This is a genomic window from Atlantibacter sp. RC6, assembly GCF_014193285.1.
GTDB lineage: Bacteria > Pseudomonadota > Gammaproteobacteria > Enterobacterales > Enterobacteriaceae > Atlantibacter.
In genome coordinates this window covers 43,290-62,655 of the sequence record NZ_JACHZE010000010.1, presented here as the reverse complement: position 1 = coordinate 62,655, position 19,366 = coordinate 43,290, and the positions used below count along the sequence as shown (strand labels likewise).

The following is a 19,366-nucleotide window of genomic DNA, read 5'->3' as shown; positions in this document are numbered from 1 at the left end:
TTTACATGGATTCAGGTTAAAACCGGCACCCGTTGCGGGGTGACTGCCACTTCATTGTCCTCCCGGACAATACTTTCAAGGTTAAATGCCGATACCAGCGTGGTGAGACGCTCGGCCTGACCGGACAGCGAATCGGTCGCGGCGGCGGCTTCTTCGACTAACGCGGCGTTTTGCTGCGTCACCTGATCCATTTGGCTTACCGCCTGGGCAACCTGCTCAATGCCACGGCGCTGCTCATCGGAAGCCGAGGCGATCTCCCCCATAATGTCGTTGACCTGAGTAACCGAACGAACAATTTCCGACATGGTATTGGCGGCGGTATCCACCAGTTGCGAGCCCTGCTGCACCCGGGCAACCGACTCGTCAATCAACACCTTAATCTCTTTCGCCGCCTGGGCGCTGCGGCTGGCCAGATTGCGGACTTCACCGGCCACCACCGCGAATCCGCGCCCCTGCTCCCCGGCGCGCGCGGCTTCTACTGCCGCGTTCAATGCCAGGATATTGGTCTGGAAGGCGATACCGTCGATCACGCTGGTGATGTCGCTGATTTTCTGCGAGCTCACCTCAATGCCGCGCATGGTACTGGCAACATTCGCCGCCTGATCGCCGCCGCGCTGCGCGGTTTGCGCCGCGTCGCGCGCCAGCTGCGAGGCCTGGCGCGCGTTGTCGGCGTTCTGGCTGACGGTGGCGGTCAGTTGTTCCATACTGGCTGCGGTTTCCGCCAGCGATGCCGCCTGCTGCTCGGTACGCGCCGACAGATCGTTATTCCCGGCGGCAATTTCGCCGATGCCGGTATGCATTTCATGGCTGCCCTGGCGCACCTGCCCCAGGGTATCGCGCAGGCGGGTTTGCATTGACTTCAGGGTGGCGAAAATCAGCGAAATCTCGTTACGCCCATATACCTCAATGGTGCGCGCCAGGTTACCTTCGGCGATGCTGTCGAAGTGGCTGCGGACGATAGCCAGCGGCGTCACCACCAGCGCGCGTACCCACCACAGCGAGCCCAGCAGCAGGACCACGGCGGAGATCGTTCCCACGGCGAAAATCAGCCCGGAAATACGCAGGTTAACCTGGCTGTCTTCGCTCGCCTGGCGAACAAACAGGCTGATGTTCTGCTGCCACGCGTTGTAACTGGCGTCAAACGCCTTTTGTGACTGCTGAGCCGGGGCGGTCAGGAAATCGGAAAGCTGGTTGTTCTCCAGCCAGGTTGCCTGATGTTCAATGTCTTCCCGCCAGGTTTTAAAGGTTTGCGCCGTCGAGGTTTTCATCGCCTCGCCGTCTGCCGTCAGCGCCTCAGTCGCCATAAACTGCGCAAACAGCGCATCCCCCTGCTTAAGGCTGGCGCGCGCGGTGGTCATCAGCGCCTTGATCTCTTCAGGCGGATAGCTCAGCGCCGTCAGAGTGCCCGCGCGGTTCAGCGCGGTGCCTGCCTCCAGCAGTTCAGCGCGGGTCTGCGTCAGGGTGTCGCGCTGGTGATTGCTGGCTTCAACCATTTTCAGGTTCTGGTTGTCGTCGCGAAACGCCCAGAATGAGAGGCCATTACTGCTGATCTGCAATATTCCGCAGAGGATCATCAGTAACATCAAACTGGTCGAGATACGGATACGGTTAAACATTCACTCTCCCACATGGCAACATTGCCGATTCAATCCCGTCATACTTCAAGTTGCCGCATTGTTGGGTTTGCTCCCCCGTTCCTGGTCCCTTCTCCCTGTCGCCCATACAACCGCTCAAACTACTCAGGGTGGTTATTAAAATGTTTCCCAGTTGTCGTCCTGGCCGCCAGCGAGGGCCTTACGAGGAGTAAGCGCCGCTGCGCCGCCTCTGGGGCTCTCATCGCGACCAGGGTGCGCGTCCTGGTGTGCTGTTGGTTGTGTGTGTAAACGAAAAGCGGAAACGGCCTGGGTCAACAGACTGGCCTGTTCTTCCAGCGCCACGGCGGCGGCGGCGGATTGCTCCACCAGCGAGGCGTTCTGTTGGGTGACGCGGTCCATTTCGGAAACCGCCAGCGCCACCTGGTCGATGCCGCGGCTCTGCTCATCCGACGCCGAGGCGATTTCGCCCATAATGTCGGTGACGCGGGTCACGGCGTTGACGATGTCCTGCATGGTGTCGCCCGCGCTCTCCACCAGCACCGAGCCGGTATTGACGCGCGCCACGGAGTCTTCGATCAGGGCTTTGATCTCTTTGGCCGCCTGGGCGCTGCGGCTGGCGAGGTTACGCACTTCACCGGCCACCACTGCGAATCCCCGCCCCTGCTCCCCGGCACGGGCCGCTTCTACGGCTGCGTTCAGCGCCAGAATATTGGTCTGGAAGGCAATGCCGTCGATCACGCTGGTGATGTCGGCGATTTTCTTCGAGCTGGCGGCGATGTCGTGCATGGTATTGACCACGCCGTCCACCACTTTACCGCCGCGCCCGGCGGTTTCGGACGCGCTCTGCGCCAGCAACGACGCCTGGCGGGCGTTTTCGGCGTTCTGCTTCACCGTGGCGGTCAGTTGTTCCATGCTGGCGGCGGTTTCTTCCAGCGAGGCCGCCTGCTGCTCGGTACGCGAAGAGAGATCGTTATTCCCGGCGGCGATTTCGCTGGTGCCGGTATAGATGGCGTCGGAGCCTTCGCGCACGCTGGTGACGGTGTCGATCAACTCCTGCTGCATATGCTGCAGGCTGGCGGCCAGCGCGGTGATTTCGTTGCGCCCGGCGATAACCAGTTGCGGGGTCAGATCGCCGCTGGCGATTTTACGGATATGGCTGATCACCTGGCTCAGGGGGGTCAGTAAAGCGCTACGGATCCCAAACCACACCAGCACAATCACTACCAGCAGGGCGACGCCCAGCGCGCCCAGTTGCCACAGCGCCAGGCGGTAATCAGCTTTACTGCCGTCAAAAGCGGCCTGGTACAGTTCAACGTTCAGCGCTTCGTAAGTTTTGATCGCTTTATCCAGCGCGTTTTGTTTCCCCTGGGTTGGCTGAGCGAAGTAAGCGTCCAGATTGCCGGTTTCCAGGAACTGCACCAGTTCTGCCAGCGCGCTGTCGTATTCCCGGTAGGCTTTTTCCACCTCAACAATGGCAGTGGTCATGACCGGTAAAGCGACCTGGCTTTGCTGGAAAGCGGCGAAATGCTCCTGAGCGCTTTTCAACGAGGCTTTGGCGCTGTTGAGGAGATCGGTTTTAGCGCTGCTTTGTTCGATGGTCGGCGTCATCAACATACGCGCTGAGGAGCGGCTCAGGTTGATGCGGGTTTGCAGCATCAACTCCCAGGCCTCATTCAATTCTCCTTGCTGAACCCGCAACTCATGCGAGATGCCGAACGTCTCCTGACTGTCTTTCACCGAGGTGAAGAACAGGCCGCCGGAAATCAATTGCAGCAGGGCAAACACCACTAAAACAACCATTAACAGAGTGACGACACGAATACGGTTCAGCATACAGATAACGCCTTCTAAGCAGGTCTACTGTCGCTGTTATCGGCACGTGACGAAGGAACTTTATTAACCTGACGCAATTTGCCACAGCTCGGAGGAGCTCAAAAAGCGATATCCACCCCCGCGTATCGCTGTGTAAGCAAAATGCTTTGCGAAACCGGCGCTGACGTTTTGCCTGCTCAGGGTGCGGATAAACAGCGGGAAAGTGTAGGTGTGGCTATTTTGCAAGCCCAGTAGAGGATATACCCGGCGACGGCACGCCGCCGGGCAGGAAGGCGTTACGCCACGCGAGCGGCGGCGCTGTCCAGCAGCGCCATTTCTTCGCTGTTGAGCAGTTTTTCGATGTTCACCAGAATCAGCATCCGGTCGCCCACCGCGCCGAGGCCAGTCAGGTATTCGGTCGACAGGGTCACGGCGAATTCCGGCGCCGGGCGGATCTGATCGTTAGTCAGGGAGAGCACGTCCGACACGCCATCCACTACAATCCCCACCACGCGCTGGCCCAGGTTCAGTACGATCACCACCGTGTTGTCGTTGTAATCCACATCTTCCTGATTAAATTTGATGCGTAAGTCGACAATCGGCACAATCACGCCGCGCAGGTTGGTCACGCCTTTGATGAACGACGGCGTGTTAGCGATACGGGTTACCTGGTCGTAACCGCGGATCTCCTGCACTTTCAGAATGTCGATGCCGTACTCTTCATCGCCGAGGGTGAATACCAGAAACTCCTGGCCAGACGGCTCTCCGGCCAGCTTGGTTACATTACTCATACCGGTCATTTGCATATTTTCCTAAGCTAATCAGGCGGCTGTCTGCGCCATACGTTGTTCACGGTTAATGCTTTGCAGCGCGGATACATCCACGATCAGCGCCACGCTTCCATCACCCAGAATGGTGGCGGCGGAAATACCCGGCACCTTGCGATAGTTGCTTTCAAGGTTTTTCACGACCACCTGGTGTTGACCAATTAACTGATCGACCAGCAGCGCGTAACGGCGGTTAGCGCTTTGCAGGATCACAACGATGCCCTGAGTGGCCTGGGTTTTCGCGCCTTCGACGTCGAACACTTTCCACAATTCCACCAGCGGCAGGTATTCGCCGCGCACTTCCAGCACGCGCTCGCCGCCCGCCAGCGGGTGTAAATCTTCTTCGCGCGGTTGCAGGGATTCCATTACCGCATTGAGCGGCAGAATAAACACTTCTTCGTTCACTTTTACCGACATGCCGTCAAGGATAGCGAGCGTCAGTGGCAGCAGGATGCGAATAGTGGTGCCCACGCCTTGTTTGGACTGGATTTCCACATGGCCGCCCATCTCCTGGATGTTACGTTTCACCACGTCCATGCCCACCCCGCGACCGGACACATCGGTCACCACTTCGGCGGTGGAGAAGCCCGGCGCGAAAATCAGCATACCGACTTCATCATCGGTCATGTTTTCGCTCACCGGCAGGCCCTGGGACATGGCTTTCGCCAGAATGCGCGCGCGGTTCAGCCCTGCCCCGTCGTCGGTCACTTCAATACAGATGTTGCCGCCCTGGTGTTCGGCGGAGAGGATCAGGTTGCCCACCGGGGATTTGCCCGCCGCTACGCGGTCTTCGGGCATTTCGATACCGTGGTCGAGGCTGTTGCGCACCAGGTGCGTCAGCGGATCGATAATGCGCTCAATCAGGCTCTTATCCAGCTCGGTGGAGCTGCCCTGTAACGTGAGTTCAATCTGCTTGCCGAGCTTGCCCGCCAGGTCGCGCACCAGGCGCGGGAAGCGGCTGAATACATACTCCATCGGCATCATGCGGATCGACATCACCGACTCTTGCAGATCGCGGGCGTTGCGCTCCAGCTGGCTCATGCTGGTGATGAGATCGCCATGGGTGACCGGGTCCAGTTCGTTAGAGCGCTGGGCCAGCATCGACTGGGTGATCACCAGTTCGCCCACCAGGTTGATCAACTGGTCCACTTTCTCGACCGCCACGCGGATGCTGGTGTTTTCACGCTCGCGGGTCGCCGGTTTCTGCTCGCGTTCGGCGCGGGCGGGCGCGGCGGCCAACGGCGCGGCCGGGACGCTAACGGCAGCGGGTTTCGCGTCTTCCACCACCACCGGCGCGGGGGCGGTCTCTACCGGCTGCGGCGCGGCGTTGCCCGGCGCGGAAAAGGCAATTTGCTCCGGCTCGACCACAAAACACAGCACCGCGCTGATGTCATCGGCGCTGACGCTGGTTTCCAGCGTCGCGCTCAGGGTGTTTTCGCCCTGCACCACGTCGCTCAGGTCACCCAGGTTGGCGAGCTCTTCCTGCAACAGCGCCACTTCGCTGGCTTTTAAGCCGCTTAAGGTGATGCGCAGTTTGCCGTCGTCGGCGGCAGGCGCAGAGACGGGCGCAGCCGCTTGCGGTTCGGGGGTCACCAGCGCCAGCGATGCCGGTTGCGCGCTGGCTTCGCCCTTCGCTTCCAGCGCAAGCTGGCGCAGCGCCTGGCAGATGTATTCGAAGCTGGCAGCGTCCGGCTCTTCTGAACTTTTATACGCGTCGAGCTGTTCCTGCATAATATCTTTGGTTTCCAAAAACAGGTTGATAATGTCGGTGTTGAGTTGCATCTCACCGCGCCGGGCTTCATCAAGCAGGTTTTCCATCAGATGCGTGGTTTCCTGCAACACGCTAAATCCAAATGTGCCGGCACCGCCTTTTATGGAGTGGGCAGCACGGAAAATGGCATTCAGTTGCTCTGAATCCGGCGCTTCGGGCGCCAACGAGAGCAGATGCTGCTCCATATCCGCTAACAGTTCGTCAGCCTCATCAAAAAACGTTTGATAAAAATCGCTGATATCCATACTCACGCTATCACCTCTGACCCGGTTGTGGCGGTGTTGAGTTCGTCGCCGGGGGCACTGCTCCCGGTTGGGCTAAATCGCTGAGAGAGCCGTTCTGGCTGTCGGCGTTCTCATGCAATATCGATTGCTCGGTCTGCTTGTTGAGCACCAGAATGCTGATGCGCCGGTTGATGGCTTCATCCGGCCCTTTGTCGGCCAGTTTCATAGTGGCCGCCATGCCAACCACGCGCAGCACTTTGCCGTCGTCAAGGCCGCCGATCACCAGTTCGCGGCGCGAGGCGTTAGCGCGATCTGCCGACAGTTCCCAGTTGCTGTAGTAGCGTTCGCCGGAAGCATAAGGAATATCGTCGGTATGGCCTGACAAGCTAATTCGGTTGGGAATCGTATTCAGCACGGGCGCGATGGCGCGCAGGATATCGCGCATATACGGCTCCACTTCGGCGCTCCCGGTTTTAAACATCGGCCGGTTCTGGCTGTCGATAATCTGGATCCTCAGCCCTTCCGGCGTCAGGTCGATGCGTAAATGCGGGCGCAGCGCGCGCAGTTTCGGGTCAGATTCAATCAGTTGGTCCAGATCGCCACGCAATTTTTTTAGCCGGCTGGTTTCCATGCGTTTTTTCAACTCATCAATATCCGGCTCTTTTTTTACTTCACCCTGCGTCTGGGTGTAATCATCGCCGCCGCCCGGGATCGGGCTTTCGCTGTCGGCGATGCGCTGCCCGCCGGTAATGGCGGCAGAAAGCGGGGTACGGAAATAGTCGGCAATTTGTACCAACTCTTTAGGGCTGGCGATGGAAATCAGCCACATCACCAGAAAGAACGCCATCATCGCGGTCATAAAGTCGGCATAGGCAATCTTCCACGAACCGTGGGCGCCGCCGCCATGGCCTTTATGTTTGCGTTTCTTAACGATAACGATCGGGCGATGTTGATTCTTCATGCGTCTTCCGTCGTCGTTTGCTGATTCGGTGATTTCACGGCGCGCACATGCTCATCGAGCTCGATAAATGACGGACGCTCGGTGGAATAGAGTGTCTTACGGCCAAACTCGACGGCAATCGGCGGCGCGTAGCCGTTGAGGCTGGAGAGCAGCGTGACTTTGACGCACTGCATCATTTTGGTGGTTTCCGCGCTTTTCTGGCGCAGTACCGTCGCCAGCGGGGAAATAAATCCATAGGCCAGCAAAATGCCGAGGAAGGTCCCCACCATGGCGTGGGCGATCAGCGCGCCCAACTCCGCGGCCGGACGATCCGCTGACGCCAAAGCGTGAACGACGCCCATTACCGCCGCCACAATACCGAACGCCGGAAGGGAGTCGCCCACCATCGCCAGGCTGTTGGCCGGGACTTCGCATTCGCTTTCGTGGGTTTCGATCTCTTCATCCATCAGCGCTTCAATTTCGAAGGTATTCATATTGCCGCTGATGATCAGGCGCAGATAATCGGTGATGAATTCGAGCATTACTTTGTCGGCCAGAATGCGTGGGTAGCTGGCGAAAATTTCGCTCTCTTTGGGGTTTTCGATATCGCGCTCAAGGGAGAACATCCCCTGCTGGCGCGATTTGGCCATCAGGCGATACAGCAGCGCCATCAGATCCATGTAGGTGCTTTTGTTGTATTTGGAGCCGCGAAACAGCAACGGGATCGCTTTTAGCGTCGCTTTGATCGCTTTGCCGTTATTCCCGACGATAAACGCCCCTACCCCTGCGCCCCCAATGATAACCAGTTCAGCAGGTTGATAGAGTGCGCCAAGGTGACCGCCGGTCATCATATAACCACCGAACACTGTACCGAGAACAACCAGGTAACCTATAAGAATCAGCACGACATCTTCCTTCCGCTGTTGACTGTGACAAGGACTCACAAGCGAAAGGCGTCGGGCGTCGGACGGGGAATAAAAAAAGCAGCGATAAGAGACTTATCGCTGCTGGAGTGATTCACCACACCTGGCGCTTAAACAGCCTGTACGACCTGTTCATCCAGCAGTTGTGGAATAATATCGGCAGTATCTCGGGAAAGTTTACGCCTTTTTACTGCGCGGGAAGGCGGCTGGCACAAGCTACAGGCGAAACTGCCAACCGGTTGATGCGCATGGGTAATAAAATTGCCGCCGCAGCAGTTGCAGGTCGACAACTCCAGCATTCCGCTTTCAACAAATCGCACTAACGTCCACGCGCGGGTCAGCGCCAGCAGCGGGCCGTCATCCTGCGACGGGCACTGTTCCAGGTAAAGACGGTACGCTTTAATCACCGCATCCACACCGGAACAGAGCCCGGTGCGTAGCAGGTATTGCCATGCGTTACAGAACATGGAAGCGTGAATATTCTGCTCCCAGGTCATAAACCAGTCGGTGGAAAACGGCAGCATGCCTTTTGGCGGCGGGCTGCCCCGTAATTCTTTATACAGCTTGATTAATCGCCCACGGCTGAGCTGGGTTTCGCTTTCCAACATCTGAAGACGCGCACCCAGCGAGATCAGTTCCATTGCCAGCTGAATGTCGCGCGCTTCCTGAACAATGCTCTTTTCGACCATGATCAGGCCCTTTTCTTTTTGCTGACGTCGTCAGCCGTGGTCGCATCGTTAAGCAGGCGGGTAGAAAGCAGGATCCCGGTATGAACCTGTTGCAGGTCGTCAACGCGCGACTCCTGGGTCAAACGGGTAATGGTTTGGTGATCGTCAAAGCGAAACTGACAGATAAGCTGATTGGTCTCGGCCAATTTTACCATCTGCGGCAGAGTAAGCTCACCGAGGGTGTTTGCCATCTCTTCCGTCACGCCCAGACGGAACATAGCGGATGCTTTGTCCTGGCTAATTAAACGTTGAGCCAAAAGTAGATACGACAGGTTGATGTCGTAAATGTGTTTCAGTAACTCGGATGTGTGCATTTTTCCCATCCAGAATAACCAACTGCGTACTATGCGGTGAGCCCGCACCCCGTGATGTCGCCAGATAAAATCTGGAAAAATAAAAATAAGGGTTTAATGTTGCAATAAAACAAGTGGTTATTGTAAAGGCCGCTCCGCTCGGATCGGTCGTCACAAAAAGTTACTTATTTGAAGACAATTCTTATTTCCCTTACAAAAAACTAAGATTTTTCCTAAAGCGAGCAAACTGTACTCGTCAGAAATTTTACATACAATCGGAGCGTGATGAGAATTTGGATAATATGTGATGTGTGTCACATTTATGAATTAAAAATCATAATAAACCATTCAGAAAAGCTACAGAAAAGCGCGTTTTTTAACCAAAAACAGGAATACTGGCGGATTGACTTTACGAATAATCATTCAGGGGAAGGGAGAGAGAGATGAACAGCGCGAAAAGTTTCCGGTCATTTTTGATGCGTTTTGATTAACAATTTTTATACACATTTTTACGTATGCGCGACATTTTATTAAACATAATAAATTCATATTAATCAGTGATATGAATTTAAAACGTGCGGCAACCATTATTTTTGTAAATATTTTATTGAAGCGAAGCGTAAAACCTGCCTCTGGTCGAGGCGTGGGGACACGGCTGCTGTACAAATGTTTCACAAACGTTGCATATTCCTTATATAAGAATAATTAAACTTTTTTGTGTTACGTGGGTCCGCGTGTTCATCTCTTTCCCTTGCGCAAACGTTAAAAAGCGCGTATCGCTGAGCAAACAGCGTCAATTCTCATGTGAGTAAGGAGCGTTACATGAGCTACAAGCATCTTCTGGTCGCGGTTGCCCCGACCCCGGAAAGCCATCAGCTGGTGGCAAAAGCCGTCTCCATCGCCAGGCCGGTTGACGGATCAATTACCCTTATCACCCTTGCGTCTGACCCTGAGCTGTATAACCAGCTGGCCGCGCCAATGATGGAAAACTTGCGCGAACTGATGCTCGAAGAGACCCATCTGTTTTTACAATCCCTCAAAGATCAAGCTGGCTATCCGATTTATGACACGGTGATCGCTACGGGCGAATTGAGCGAACATATCCTCAATATCTGCGCCAAAACCCCCATCGACCTGGTGGTGTGCGGCAACCATAACCAAAGTTTTTTCAGTAAAGTGACCTGTAGCGCGAAGCGGGTTGTGCAGTCCTGCTCGGTGGATGTGTTGCTGGTGTCGCTATAACGACTGCGGCCCGCTAAGGGGCCGCATGGTGAGACAGGATTAAACGCCAACGATCAGGCGAGTTTCTGAAACGTCGCGATTTTTTGTTGCAGCTGGCTCTGCGCGCTACGCGGCGCAATCTGCTTTAGGGCTGCCAGGAAGCGCTCCTGCCAGTGCTGAATGTCATTTTCCTGCACCACGGTCATCATTTCACTGTGACGCGAGATGCGCTCCGCCAGCGGCATGGTCAGCGCGCGGTTCAGCGCATTGGCCACCTCATCACGATCGTACGGGTTCACCAGCAGGGCGGAGGTTAATTCATTCGCCGCACCGGCGAATTTCGACAACACCAGCACCCCCGGGTTGGCCGGATCCTGCGCCGCCACGTACTCTTTCGCCACCAGATTCATCCCGTCGCGCAGCGGCGTGACCAGGCCGACATCCGCGTGGCGGAACACTTTCATCAGCAACTTACGGTCGAAGTGCTGATTCAGGTAATAGAGCGGCGTCCAGCCCAATTGACCATATTTGCCGTTGATACGTCCGGCTTCGGTTTCCAGCTGATGGCGGATATCCTGATAGGCCTGTACGTCGCCGCGCGATGTCGGCGCAATCTGGGTGTAACGAATTTTCCCGTGATGCTGAGGATAATTTTCCAGCAGGGCCTCAAACGCCTGGAAGCGTTCCGGTAACCCTTTGGAATAATCCAGACGCTCAACTGAGAAGATATTCTTAATGGTTCCCAACTCTTTTTTCAGCTGCGCCAGTTTCGGCGGCAGCGGTCCTGCGGCCTGCATGGCGATCTCATCCGGTTCGATACCGATGGGGTAAACCGAGGTGGTGAACTGTTTGCCAAACGCGCGATGGGTGTGTTTATCCCGCGTGGTCAGCGTGGTTTGCTGGGCGACACTTTCTAAAAACGCATTTTCATCGTTAGAGGTCTGGAAGCCCAACAGATCGTAATCACACAGCTTCTCCAGCAGATCGGCATGGGGAGGCAAGGCGTTAAAGATTTCCGGCGTCGGGAACGGGATATGCAAGAAGAAGCCGATACGGTTATTGATGCCCAGCGAGCGCAACGCGCTGGCGAAAGGCAGAAGATGGTAATCGTGGATCCACAGGATATCGTCTTCTTCCAGCAGCGGTTTCAATTTTTCCGCCAGCAGCTGGTTCACCCGCAGATAACCTTCCCAGGCATCGCGCTGGAAGTTAACCAGATCGAGGCGATAGTGGAAGGCAGGCCATAATACGGCATTGGAAAACTGGTTGTAGTACTGCTCGTAATCCTGCTCGCTGAGATTAAATGAGGCCCAGGTAATATTGCCCCGGCTAACGGTTTTCAGCGGCTGATCTTCATTGCCAATCTCTCCGCTCCAGCCAAACCACAATCCTCCCGCCGCTTTTAAGGCGCCAAGCACGCCAACCGCCAGGCCCCCTGCGCTTGCTTTTTTATCATCGGGCGGCGCGATACGATTAGATACTACGACTAAGCGACTCATAACCTACACTCCTGTCATTCAATTTTTGTTCTTTTTCTTGTTGTGTTACCAACTTTTCAAGCCATACGTGGACGGCCTGTACATTCATCAGACGATACTTCGCTGCGGTTTCTCCCTTCCCCACTTTGACAGAAATGCCGTTCATGGCATTTACCGCGGCAAAACCCGCCTCGTCTGTTAAGTCATCACCGAGAAATACGGGCATACGGCCAGCGAACGGTTCCTGTTGCATAAACGCCGTAATCGCCTCGCCCTTATTGATGCCGCGCGGTTTGATCTCGACCACGCATTTACCCGGCTGCAGCGAAAGTTCCTCATACAGGCTCGCCAGCGTCGAGGCCAGGCTAAGAATGCGCGTTTCAAATTCCGGCGCCTGGCGATAGTGCAGCGCAAAGGCCATTCCCTTGCACTCCAGCTCGGTGCCGGGCATCGCCGCCAGTTCTGTTTCAAGGCGCAACTGTAACGCGCGCACCAGATCCGCAGGCAGCGTGACGATATGGGTATTTCCGTTGATGTCGCGACGCTCAGCGCCGTGCACCCCGGCAACGGGGAAACGATGCGGTGCGGCCAGCTTATCCAGCTCGGCCATAGAACGTCCCGAAATCAACGCCAGCGCCCCATTATGAAGACCGGATAGCTTTTCCAGGAGGGCACGCACGTCGGTCGGGATGTGAACCAGATCGGGATGAGGTTGGATTTCTGCCAGCGTACCATCAAGGTCAAAGAAAAAAGCCAGGTTTCCGTTATTCAGGGGTGGTAGAGAGAGTTCAGTAGCCACCAGTGGTTTCCTCCTTACACAGTCAAAAGGCAACCAAACAGTTACCTGCCATTATCAATAGCCATGTAAGTATAGACAGTGTGACGAGGCTCGCCATGTTACAAACGCCCCGGGAAGGCTTGCCAGCGCTGGATTAGTCTGAAAAACGCCACAAAAAAGCCGACCCGGTCGGGTCGGCAATCAATAATTATTACGAATGATTTTTAAGAAAGATCGGCGCGTTAGTCAGTCAAAAAACGTTATACCGTGCGTTTCGCTTTTTGTTTGTAACGGTCAAAGATCACCGCCGCCAGCAGGATCAAACCACGTACGACATACTGGGCGAACGGGGAGATATTCAGCAGGTTCATGGCGTTTTCTACCGTCCCCAGAATCAGGATACCCGCCACCACATAAGAGATTTTACCGATGCCGCCTTTCAGCGAAACCCCGCCCAATACGCAAGCCGAGATAACGATCAGCTCATAACCGATAGAGGTCATCGGCTGGCCGCTGGTCATACGCGAGGCAAGGATGATCCCAGCCGCGGCGGACACCAGGCCCGACAGCACAAAAATAATGATTTTGGTGCGCACCACCGGCACACCGGCCAGACGCGCCGCCTCTTCGTTACCGCCAATCGCCAGGGTGTTGCGGCCAAAGGTGGTTTTATTGAGCAGGAAACCGAAAATAATCAGGCAGGCCACGGTTAACCAAATCGGCGCCGGCAGGCCCAGCCAGTTGGCATAGCCCAGGGTGAAGAAGCTTTCGTCTTCAATACCCACCGCTTTACCGTCAGAAATAATGTACGCCAGGCCGCGCACAATCTGCATGGTCGCGAGGGTCGTGATCAGGGCGTTGATTTTCAGTTTGGCGATCACAAAGCCGTTCACGAAACCGCTGACCATACCGAGCGCCAGACCGGCAAACACCCCGATCCACAGGCTTTCGGTCATGTTAATCACCACGGCGGTGGTCACCCCGGCGCAGGCGATAACCGAGGCCACTGACAGGTCAAAGTCCCCGGATGCCAGGCAGAACAGCATCCCGCAGGCCACCATCCCGGACATGGAGATAGCCAGCCCCAGCCCCTTCATATTGATAAAGGTGGCAAAGTTAGGCACAAAAATCGCACAGGCGATAAACAACACGGCAAACACGACCAGCATACCGTACTGGTCCCAGATACGACCGAGGGTCAGCGATGACTTTGGCGCACCGGATGTGGTTAAAGCAGACATAAATTCTCCTGTATCAGGCGACAGCCTGGCTGATTTTTGGCATCGCAAGGCTCAGCGCGTCTTGTTCGCAAGCCTCGTTATGCAGTAACTCCCCGGCGACTTCCCCTTCACGCATCACGATGATGCGGTCAGCCACCCCGAGCACTTCTGGCAGGTCGCTGGAGGCGAACAGCACCGCCACGCCCTGCGCCGCCAGCGCATAGATAACGTTATAAATTTCGTGCTTTGCCCCCACGTCGATACCGCGCGTCGGCTCATCCAGCAAAATGACTTTCATCTCTTCCGACAGCCAGCGCCCCAGAATCGCCTTCTGCTGATTGCCCCCGGACAGGTTCATGATCAACTGCCCGGCGCTCGGCGTTTTAATATTGAGAGACTTAATATGATGCTGGGCGTTTTGCGCCTCCCAGCCGTTATTGATCAGGCATCCGGCGCTGATATGCTTGCGGCGGGCGCTGATGTTGATATTGTCCTGCACCGAGTGCACCGGAATAATGCCGTCCGCTTTGCGGTCTTCCGGGCACAGCATCATGCCGGAGCGGATGGCGTCGCCCGGTTCCCGGATTGCCACCGGCTGGCCATCGATATAAATCTGCCCGTCGGTTATGCGGGTGCCGCCAAACATGCCTTTCATCAGTTCGCTGCGCCCTGCCCCGACCAGGCCGAACAGGCCAACAATCTCGCCGCTGCGTACCGACAGGGAGATCGGCGTGCGCACGCCCGGCGCTTTCACATTTTCCAGGCGCAGCCGTTCCGGCCCGTACTCACGCGGTTTCCAGCCGTAGATATCGCCGATTTCGCGTCCAACCATCGCCTGCACCAGTTTGTCGTGGTTAACCTGTTGCATATCGTCGAAGGTGCAGACGTAGCGGCCATCTTTAAACACCGTGATGGCGTCGCTGAGCGCGAAGATCTCTTCCATACGGTGGGAAACATAGAGGATCACGCGCCCTTCGTTGCGCAGTTCGCGGATCACCCGGAATAAGTTGTCGATTTCCCGCGCTGACAGCGAACTGGTGGGTTCGTCAAACGCGATAACTTTGGCGTTGCGCGCCAGCGCTTTAGCGATTTCCACCATCTGCCACTGCCCGATGGACAGGTACTTGAGCGGCGTTTGCGGATCGATATCCAGCCCTAAATGTTCAAGCTGCAGTTTGGCCTCATAGTTGAGCAATGACCGGTTCACAAAGCCCATTTTGTGGGGGATCTGGCCCAGATAGATGTTCTCGGCCACGGTCATTTCCGGCACCAGATGCAGTTCCTGGTAGATGATCGCCACCCCCGCGTTCAGCGCCTGGGTGGTATCGGCAAACGCCACCTCCTGCCCTTTCAGGGCGATGGTGCCCGTGGTCGGGGTATAGTTGCCGCTGAGAATTTTTAACAGGGTTGATTTACCCGCGCCGTTTTCGCCCATCAGCGCATGAACCTGCCCGGCATGGCAGTCAAAACTGATATCTGAGAGCGCTTTCACGCCCGGGAAAGTTTTCCCGATACCGCGGAAAGAGAGCCAGGGTGTTGATTGCTGCATAACGCCTCCACAAACCACCAAACAGGCGAGCGCACCTGCGGCGCTCGCCCAACGACATTACTTACCGCCTAAGCCTTTTTTGGCGAGCTCTTCTTTGAAGTTGTCACGGGTAATCAGCACCACATCGGTCACCTCGGTGAATTTCGCCGGCTCAGCGCCTTTGGTCACCCAGTTGTAAAGCATTTCGCTGGACTTATAGCCGTGTACGTCCGGGCTTGGCAGCAGCGAGCCGTAGAAGCCCGTCGCCTGCGCTTTGGACAGTTCGCTCACGGCGTCAACGCCGTTGATGCCGATCCCAATCACGTCCGGCGCTTTAAAGCCCTGGCCTTCGGTAGCACGCACACCACCCAGTACGGTATTGTCGTTCATACCGACCACCAGCCAGTGTTTCACTTCCGGATGCTGTACCAACATGGAGTTAGCGGCGTCGAAGGCGCCCGGGATATCGTTAGATTTGGTGGGGACTTTGTAGATTTGTTTTTCCGGGAAACCAGCGGCTTTCAGCGCTTCCATGGAGCCGGTAGTACGGCGGCGCGCGGTATCAAGTTCGTCGGCGGTAATGGCCATCACGGCGGTCTCTTTCACATCCCAGCCGCGTTTCTGCATCTCTTTATACAGCTCCTGGCCCTGACGCTCGCCGATTTTGGTCGCCGCCATCATCACCAGCGGAACGGTATCCATCGGCTTGCCTTTGGCGTTAACGAACTGGTCATCCACAGCGATAACTTTCATATCGTAACCGCGGGCTTTGGCGACAATCGCCGAGCCCAGTTTCGGGTCTGGCGTACAGATGACGAAACCTTTCGCGCCGCTGGCCGCCAGGCTGTCGATGGCGTTAAGGGTTTTCTCGCCGTCTGGCACCGCGATTTTGATCACTTCAAACCCTAAGTCCTTGCCCGCTTTATCCGCGAATTTCCACTCGGTCTGGAACCACGGCTCCTCCGGTTGTTTCACCAGAAAACCCAGCTTCATGGTTTCTGCGATAGCGGATTGTGACATAACGGCAGCCAGACCGATGGCTGCCAGAGCTTTAGTAAATTTGTGCATGAGCAACTCCAGCTTTAGTTTTCTTTTTGCAGGGTAATGAATCATTAAAATCTTTACTAAAAGGCTTTAAAACAACGCATTAGCTTTTTTGGGGATCCACGTGCTATTGCTGGTGATAGTTTTAGCGGGAAATTGATTATCCATAGGAGAGCAAAATCACATCGCAGAATTACAGTAAAACAGTGCATACATTCAGCGATTAAGAACATAAAATTTGGCGCATATGTATGACAAATAAACTTATGGCAACCAAATAATCCATATTCGTAGCTCGCCAATCCTTGCCTGTTTTTTAGCCGCATCATGGTCAGCCGATCACCAGACGCTCGCCTCTTGCATGGCTGATTAAAAATGGGCCAAGAATGAAAACAAACATTTCATAAATTTATATTTTTGAATGACTCATTTACCTGTTGCATACTTCGCGCGGTCCGTATTATCAGACAATTACTGATTTACTACGCGAAATTCTCTTGCAATGACGATGCTAATATCGAAACAACATCACAGAATAGCGACATGAAATAATGAGATAGTGAGGGTATGTTAAATAAAACTGAGTCAAATCCCGCAAAAAAAGAAAATTGAGATGCTGTATTTACCGACATTCACCACGTGTAAAACAGTCTGTTTTCCGCAGACACTTCGTCGGGATACTGCTTTTAGTTACATTAAGAAATAAGGAAATCCTATGATCACTAGCGGAATGGTACAAAAACTTAATGCTCAGATGAATCATGAGTTTTACACCTCCAATTTGTATCTCCAGCTTAGCGAATGGTGTAGCGAGCACAGTCTCAACGGCACCGCGCTGTTTTTGCGTCATCAGGCGCAAAATACTGTGACCCAAATGATGCGCATGTTTGAATATATCAAGCAGAGCGGCGCGACGCCGGTGCTTGAGGAACAACATGCCAGACACAGCGATTTCTCAACTCTGGAAGATGTGTTTGAGCATACCGTGAAAGATTACCAGTTGCGGATCAAGGCACTGGCGACGCTGACGGAGGAAGCCCGCGCGGCCAACGATAAAGCGGCCATTCACTTTCTCAAGACGTTCAAAGATGAGGAACTGGTGGACGGTACGCTGCTACAGGTGATCCTTGATGAAGTGCGGAGCGCCAGGAAGGCAGGCACCAGCATGGAACAAACCGACAAGCACCTGGTTGGCGTTATCGATCTCTATCATTGATCAATCTCAGGCCCAGAGGAGGTCACGCGCCTCCTCTGCAAATCCCGGTTTAGATCATAAACGGAAGTTTATGCCAACGATAATCCGATATTCCCTATCTCGTATCGCGATTATTCACCGATTAAAATAAATATATATTCCAAGGATATTATCGCTCGTTGACGCAATATAAATGGTGGCGTTAAGCCAAACTCTCCAATATTTCAATGGAAACTTTTAGCGCCGCTCAGGTTATTAATTTAGCCTTTTCATGTTAATGAAAAGTAATTAATAGCCCGATTTAACGCTTCTTTCTGCAAATAAGATCTACCTCTCAATGATTATACTTACAATTTGTAATGCTTAAGCGATTCACTCGTTTACACATTCAAGGATAGTTATGATCACCATTGAGTTTATCGTCATTATTCTCTGCCTGCTGGTCGGCACGCGCTTCGGCGGTATGGGGCTCGGCCTGATCAGCGGCATTGGCTTATTTCTGTTAACCTTCATCTTTGGCCTCGAACCCGGCAAACCGCCGGTTGATGTCATGCTGACGATCCTCGCGGTCATCGGTTGCGCCGCCACGCTGCAAACGGCGGGCGGGCTGAACGTGATGATGCAGTTTGCGGAAAAGCTGCTGCGCCGTCATCCGCAGCACATCACTCTGCTGGCCCCCTTCACCACCTGGACGCTGACGTTCCTGTGCGGCACCGGACATGTGGTTTACACCATGTTCCCGATTATCGCCGATATCGCGCTGAAAAAAGGCATCCGCCCGGAACGCCCGATGGCGGTAGCCTCTGTTGCCTCGCAGATGGCCATCACCGCCTCTCCGGTTTCGGTTGCGGTGGTGTCGCTGGTGTCGATCATCGCGGCGAACCACGGCGTTGGCCAGGCGTTCGGCATTCTGGAGATTTTAGCGGTGTCGGTTCCCGCCTCGCTGTTTGGCGTGCTGATTGCCGCGTTGTGGAGCCTGCGTCGCGGCAAGGATCTCGAAAATGACCCGGAGTTCCAGGAAAAAATTAAAGATCCGAAACAGCGCGAATTTATCTTCGGCTCTACCGAAACCCTGATGAACCAGGTGTTCCCGAAACAGGCCTGGTGGTCTACCTGGATTTTCTTCGCCGGGATCCTCGTAGTGGTGCTGCTTGGGGCAATGCAGGATCTGCGCCCGGCGTTTGAAGTGAAAGGCGTGATGAAACCGCTCTCAATGAACCTGGTGATCCAGATGATGATGCTGATCGCCGGCGCGGTCATGCTGATCGTCTGTAAAGTGAATCCGGCGTCGATTTCTAACGGCGCGGTATTTAAAGCCGGGATGGTGGCGATTTTCTCGGTATTCGGCGTGGCATGGATGAGCGACACCTTTTTCCAGGCGCATCTCGATGAACTGAAAATGGCGCTGGAAGGCGTCGTGAAAAGCCACCCGTGGACCTATGCGCTGGTGCTGTTCCTGGTTTCTAAACTGGTAAACAGCCAGGCGGCGGCGTTAACGGCGGTCGCTCCGATGGGCTTAATGCTGGGCGTCGAGCCGAAAATGCTGATTGCCTTTTTCCCGGCCTCCTATGGCTACTTTATTCTGCCGACCTACCCGAGCGACCTGGCCTGTATCGGCTTTGACCGTTCCGGCACCACCCGCATCGGCAAATACATCCTTAACCACAGCTTTATTATTCCTGGCCTGATCGGCGTGAGCTGCGCCTGCGTCGCCAGCTACCTGCTGGTCTCCGCCCTGTTCTGATCGCTAAAAACAACAAACCCGCGCATGCGCGGGTTTGTTGGTAAA

16 protein-coding genes are annotated in these 19,366 nt (G+C 55.0%); 3 read left to right on the top strand and 13 right to left on the bottom strand.

Going from position 1 to position 19,366, the window contains the following annotated elements:
• Positions 1 to 11: 11 nt before the first annotated feature.
• From FHW74_RS18745 to flhD, 8 genes are all read right to left on the bottom strand, one after another.
• A complete protein-coding gene (locus FHW74_RS18745; RefSeq protein WP_183171870.1) occupies positions 12 to 1,616 on the bottom strand; it encodes a methyl-accepting chemotaxis protein in 1,605 nt (534 codons plus the stop codon).
• Positions 1,617 to 1,751: 135 nt separating this feature from the next.
• Positions 1,752 to 3,428, bottom strand: a complete 1,677-nt coding sequence (tar, locus tag FHW74_RS18740) for a methyl-accepting chemotaxis protein II (protein ID WP_183171869.1) — start codon at positions 3,426 to 3,428, stop codon at positions 1,752 to 1,754.
• Between the two features lie 275 nt (positions 3,429 to 3,703).
• Positions 3,704 to 4,207 (bottom strand): chemotaxis protein CheW, encoded by a 504-nt coding sequence (gene cheW, locus FHW74_RS18735; RefSeq protein ID WP_125292190.1) that lies wholly within the window; start codon positions 4,205 to 4,207, stop codon positions 3,704 to 3,706.
• 21 nt (positions 4,208 to 4,228) lie between these two features.
• Positions 4,229 to 6,250 (bottom strand): chemotaxis protein CheA, encoded by a 2,022-nt coding sequence (gene cheA / locus FHW74_RS18730; RefSeq protein ID WP_183171967.1) that lies wholly within the window; start codon positions 6,248 to 6,250, stop codon positions 4,229 to 4,231.
• A gap of 10 nt (positions 6,251 to 6,260) precedes the next feature.
• Entirely contained in the window at positions 6,261 to 7,190 is a 930-nt protein-coding gene (gene motB / locus FHW74_RS18725) for a flagellar motor protein MotB (protein ID WP_183171868.1), read from the bottom strand.
• Positions 7,187 to 8,074, bottom strand: a complete 888-nt coding sequence (gene motA / locus FHW74_RS18720) for a flagellar motor stator protein MotA (protein ID WP_183171867.1) — start codon at positions 8,072 to 8,074, stop codon at positions 7,187 to 7,189. The genes motB and motA overlap by 4 nt, the downstream gene beginning before the upstream one ends.
• A gap of 128 nt (positions 8,075 to 8,202) precedes the next feature.
• Positions 8,203 to 8,787: a flagellar transcriptional regulator FlhC gene (gene flhC / locus FHW74_RS18715; protein ID WP_183171966.1), complete on the bottom strand. Its 585-nt coding sequence runs from the start codon at positions 8,785 to 8,787 to the stop codon at positions 8,203 to 8,205.
• Positions 8,784 to 9,134, bottom strand: coding sequence for a flagellar transcriptional regulator FlhD (gene flhD, locus FHW74_RS18710; RefSeq protein ID WP_203123168.1), 351 nt, complete (start codon positions 9,132 to 9,134; stop codon positions 8,784 to 8,786). Before flhD ends, flhC begins: the two co-directional genes overlap by 4 nt.
• Positions 9,135 to 9,935: 801 nt before the next feature.
• Between flhD and uspC the strand changes: the two genes are divergently transcribed.
• Complete coding sequence (gene uspC / locus FHW74_RS18705) at positions 9,936 to 10,355, top strand: universal stress protein UspC (RefSeq protein ID WP_183171866.1); 420 nt, start codon at positions 9,936 to 9,938, stop codon at positions 10,353 to 10,355.
• A gap of 53 nt (positions 10,356 to 10,408) precedes the next feature.
• On the opposite strand, the gene otsA is transcribed toward uspC, so the two are convergent.
• From otsA to araF, 5 genes are all read right to left on the bottom strand, one after another.
• Positions 10,409 to 11,833, bottom strand: a complete 1,425-nt coding sequence (otsA, locus tag FHW74_RS18700) for an alpha,alpha-trehalose-phosphate synthase (RefSeq protein ID WP_183171865.1) — start codon at positions 11,831 to 11,833, stop codon at positions 10,409 to 10,411.
• Complete coding sequence (gene otsB / locus FHW74_RS18695; protein ID WP_183171864.1) at positions 11,808 to 12,611, bottom strand: trehalose-phosphatase; 804 nt, start codon at positions 12,609 to 12,611, stop codon at positions 11,808 to 11,810. Before otsB ends, otsA begins: the two co-directional genes overlap by 26 nt.
• A gap of 239 nt (positions 12,612 to 12,850) precedes the next feature.
• Positions 12,851 to 13,831, bottom strand: coding sequence for an arabinose ABC transporter permease AraH (gene araH, locus FHW74_RS18690; protein ID WP_183171863.1), 981 nt, complete (start codon positions 13,829 to 13,831; stop codon positions 12,851 to 12,853).
• 13 nt (positions 13,832 to 13,844) lie between these two features.
• A complete protein-coding gene (gene araG, locus FHW74_RS18685) occupies positions 13,845 to 15,359 on the bottom strand; it encodes an L-arabinose ABC transporter ATP-binding protein AraG (RefSeq protein ID WP_183171862.1) in 1,515 nt (504 codons plus the stop codon).
• 57 nt (positions 15,360 to 15,416) lie between these two features.
• A complete protein-coding gene (gene araF / locus FHW74_RS18680) occupies positions 15,417 to 16,406 on the bottom strand; it encodes an arabinose ABC transporter substrate-binding protein AraF (protein ID WP_183171861.1) in 990 nt (329 codons plus the stop codon).
• Between the two features lie 691 nt (positions 16,407 to 17,097).
• Here araF and FHW74_RS18675 point away from each other — a divergent pair.
• Positions 17,098 to 17,598: a non-heme ferritin-like protein gene (locus FHW74_RS18675; protein ID WP_183171860.1), complete on the top strand. Its 501-nt coding sequence runs from the start codon at positions 17,098 to 17,100 to the stop codon at positions 17,596 to 17,598.
• 379 nt (positions 17,599 to 17,977) lie between these two features.
• Positions 17,978 to 19,321 (top strand): anaerobic C4-dicarboxylate transporter, encoded by a 1,344-nt coding sequence (locus FHW74_RS18670; RefSeq protein WP_183171859.1) that lies wholly within the window; start codon positions 17,978 to 17,980, stop codon positions 19,319 to 19,321.
• The last annotated feature ends 45 nt before the right edge of the window (positions 19,322 to 19,366 follow it).

Excerpts from the sequence above, each read along its gene's own strand:
- FHW74_RS18745 (WP_183171870.1), bottom strand. The coding sequence starts at position 1,616 with ATGTTTAACCGTATCCGTATCTCGACCAGTTTGATGTTACTGATGATC.
- tar (WP_183171869.1), bottom strand. The coding sequence starts at position 3,428 with ATGCTGAACCGTATTCGTGTCGTCACTCTGTTAATGGTTGTTTTAGTG.
- cheW (WP_125292190.1), bottom strand. The coding sequence starts at position 4,207 with ATGACCGGTATGAGTAATGTAACCAAGCTGGCCGGAGAGCCGTCTGGC.
- cheA (WP_183171967.1), bottom strand. The coding sequence starts at position 6,250 with ATGGATATCAGCGATTTTTATCAAACGTTTTTTGATGAGGCTGACGAA.
- motB (WP_183171868.1), bottom strand. The coding sequence starts at position 7,190 with ATGAAGAATCAACATCGCCCGATCGTTATCGTTAAGAAACGCAAACAT.
- flhD (WP_203123168.1), bottom strand. The coding sequence starts at position 9,134 with ATGCACACATCCGAGTTACTGAAACACATTTACGACATCAACCTGTCG.
- uspC (WP_183171866.1), top strand. The coding sequence starts at position 9,936 with ATGAGCTACAAGCATCTTCTGGTCGCGGTTGCCCCGACCCCGGAAAGC.
- otsA (WP_183171865.1), bottom strand. The coding sequence starts at position 11,833 with ATGAGTCGCTTAGTCGTAGTATCTAATCGTATCGCGCCGCCCGATGAT.
- araH (WP_183171863.1), bottom strand. The coding sequence starts at position 13,831 with ATGTCTGCTTTAACCACATCCGGTGCGCCAAAGTCATCGCTGACCCTC.
- araG (WP_183171862.1), bottom strand. The coding sequence starts at position 15,359 with ATGCAGCAATCAACACCCTGGCTCTCTTTCCGCGGTATCGGGAAAACT.
- araF (WP_183171861.1), bottom strand. The coding sequence starts at position 16,406 with ATGCACAAATTTACTAAAGCTCTGGCAGCCATCGGTCTGGCTGCCGTT.
- FHW74_RS18675 (WP_183171860.1), top strand. The coding sequence starts at position 17,098 with ATGATCACTAGCGGAATGGTACAAAAACTTAATGCTCAGATGAATCAT.
- FHW74_RS18670 (WP_183171859.1), top strand. The coding sequence starts at position 17,978 with ATGATCACCATTGAGTTTATCGTCATTATTCTCTGCCTGCTGGTCGGC.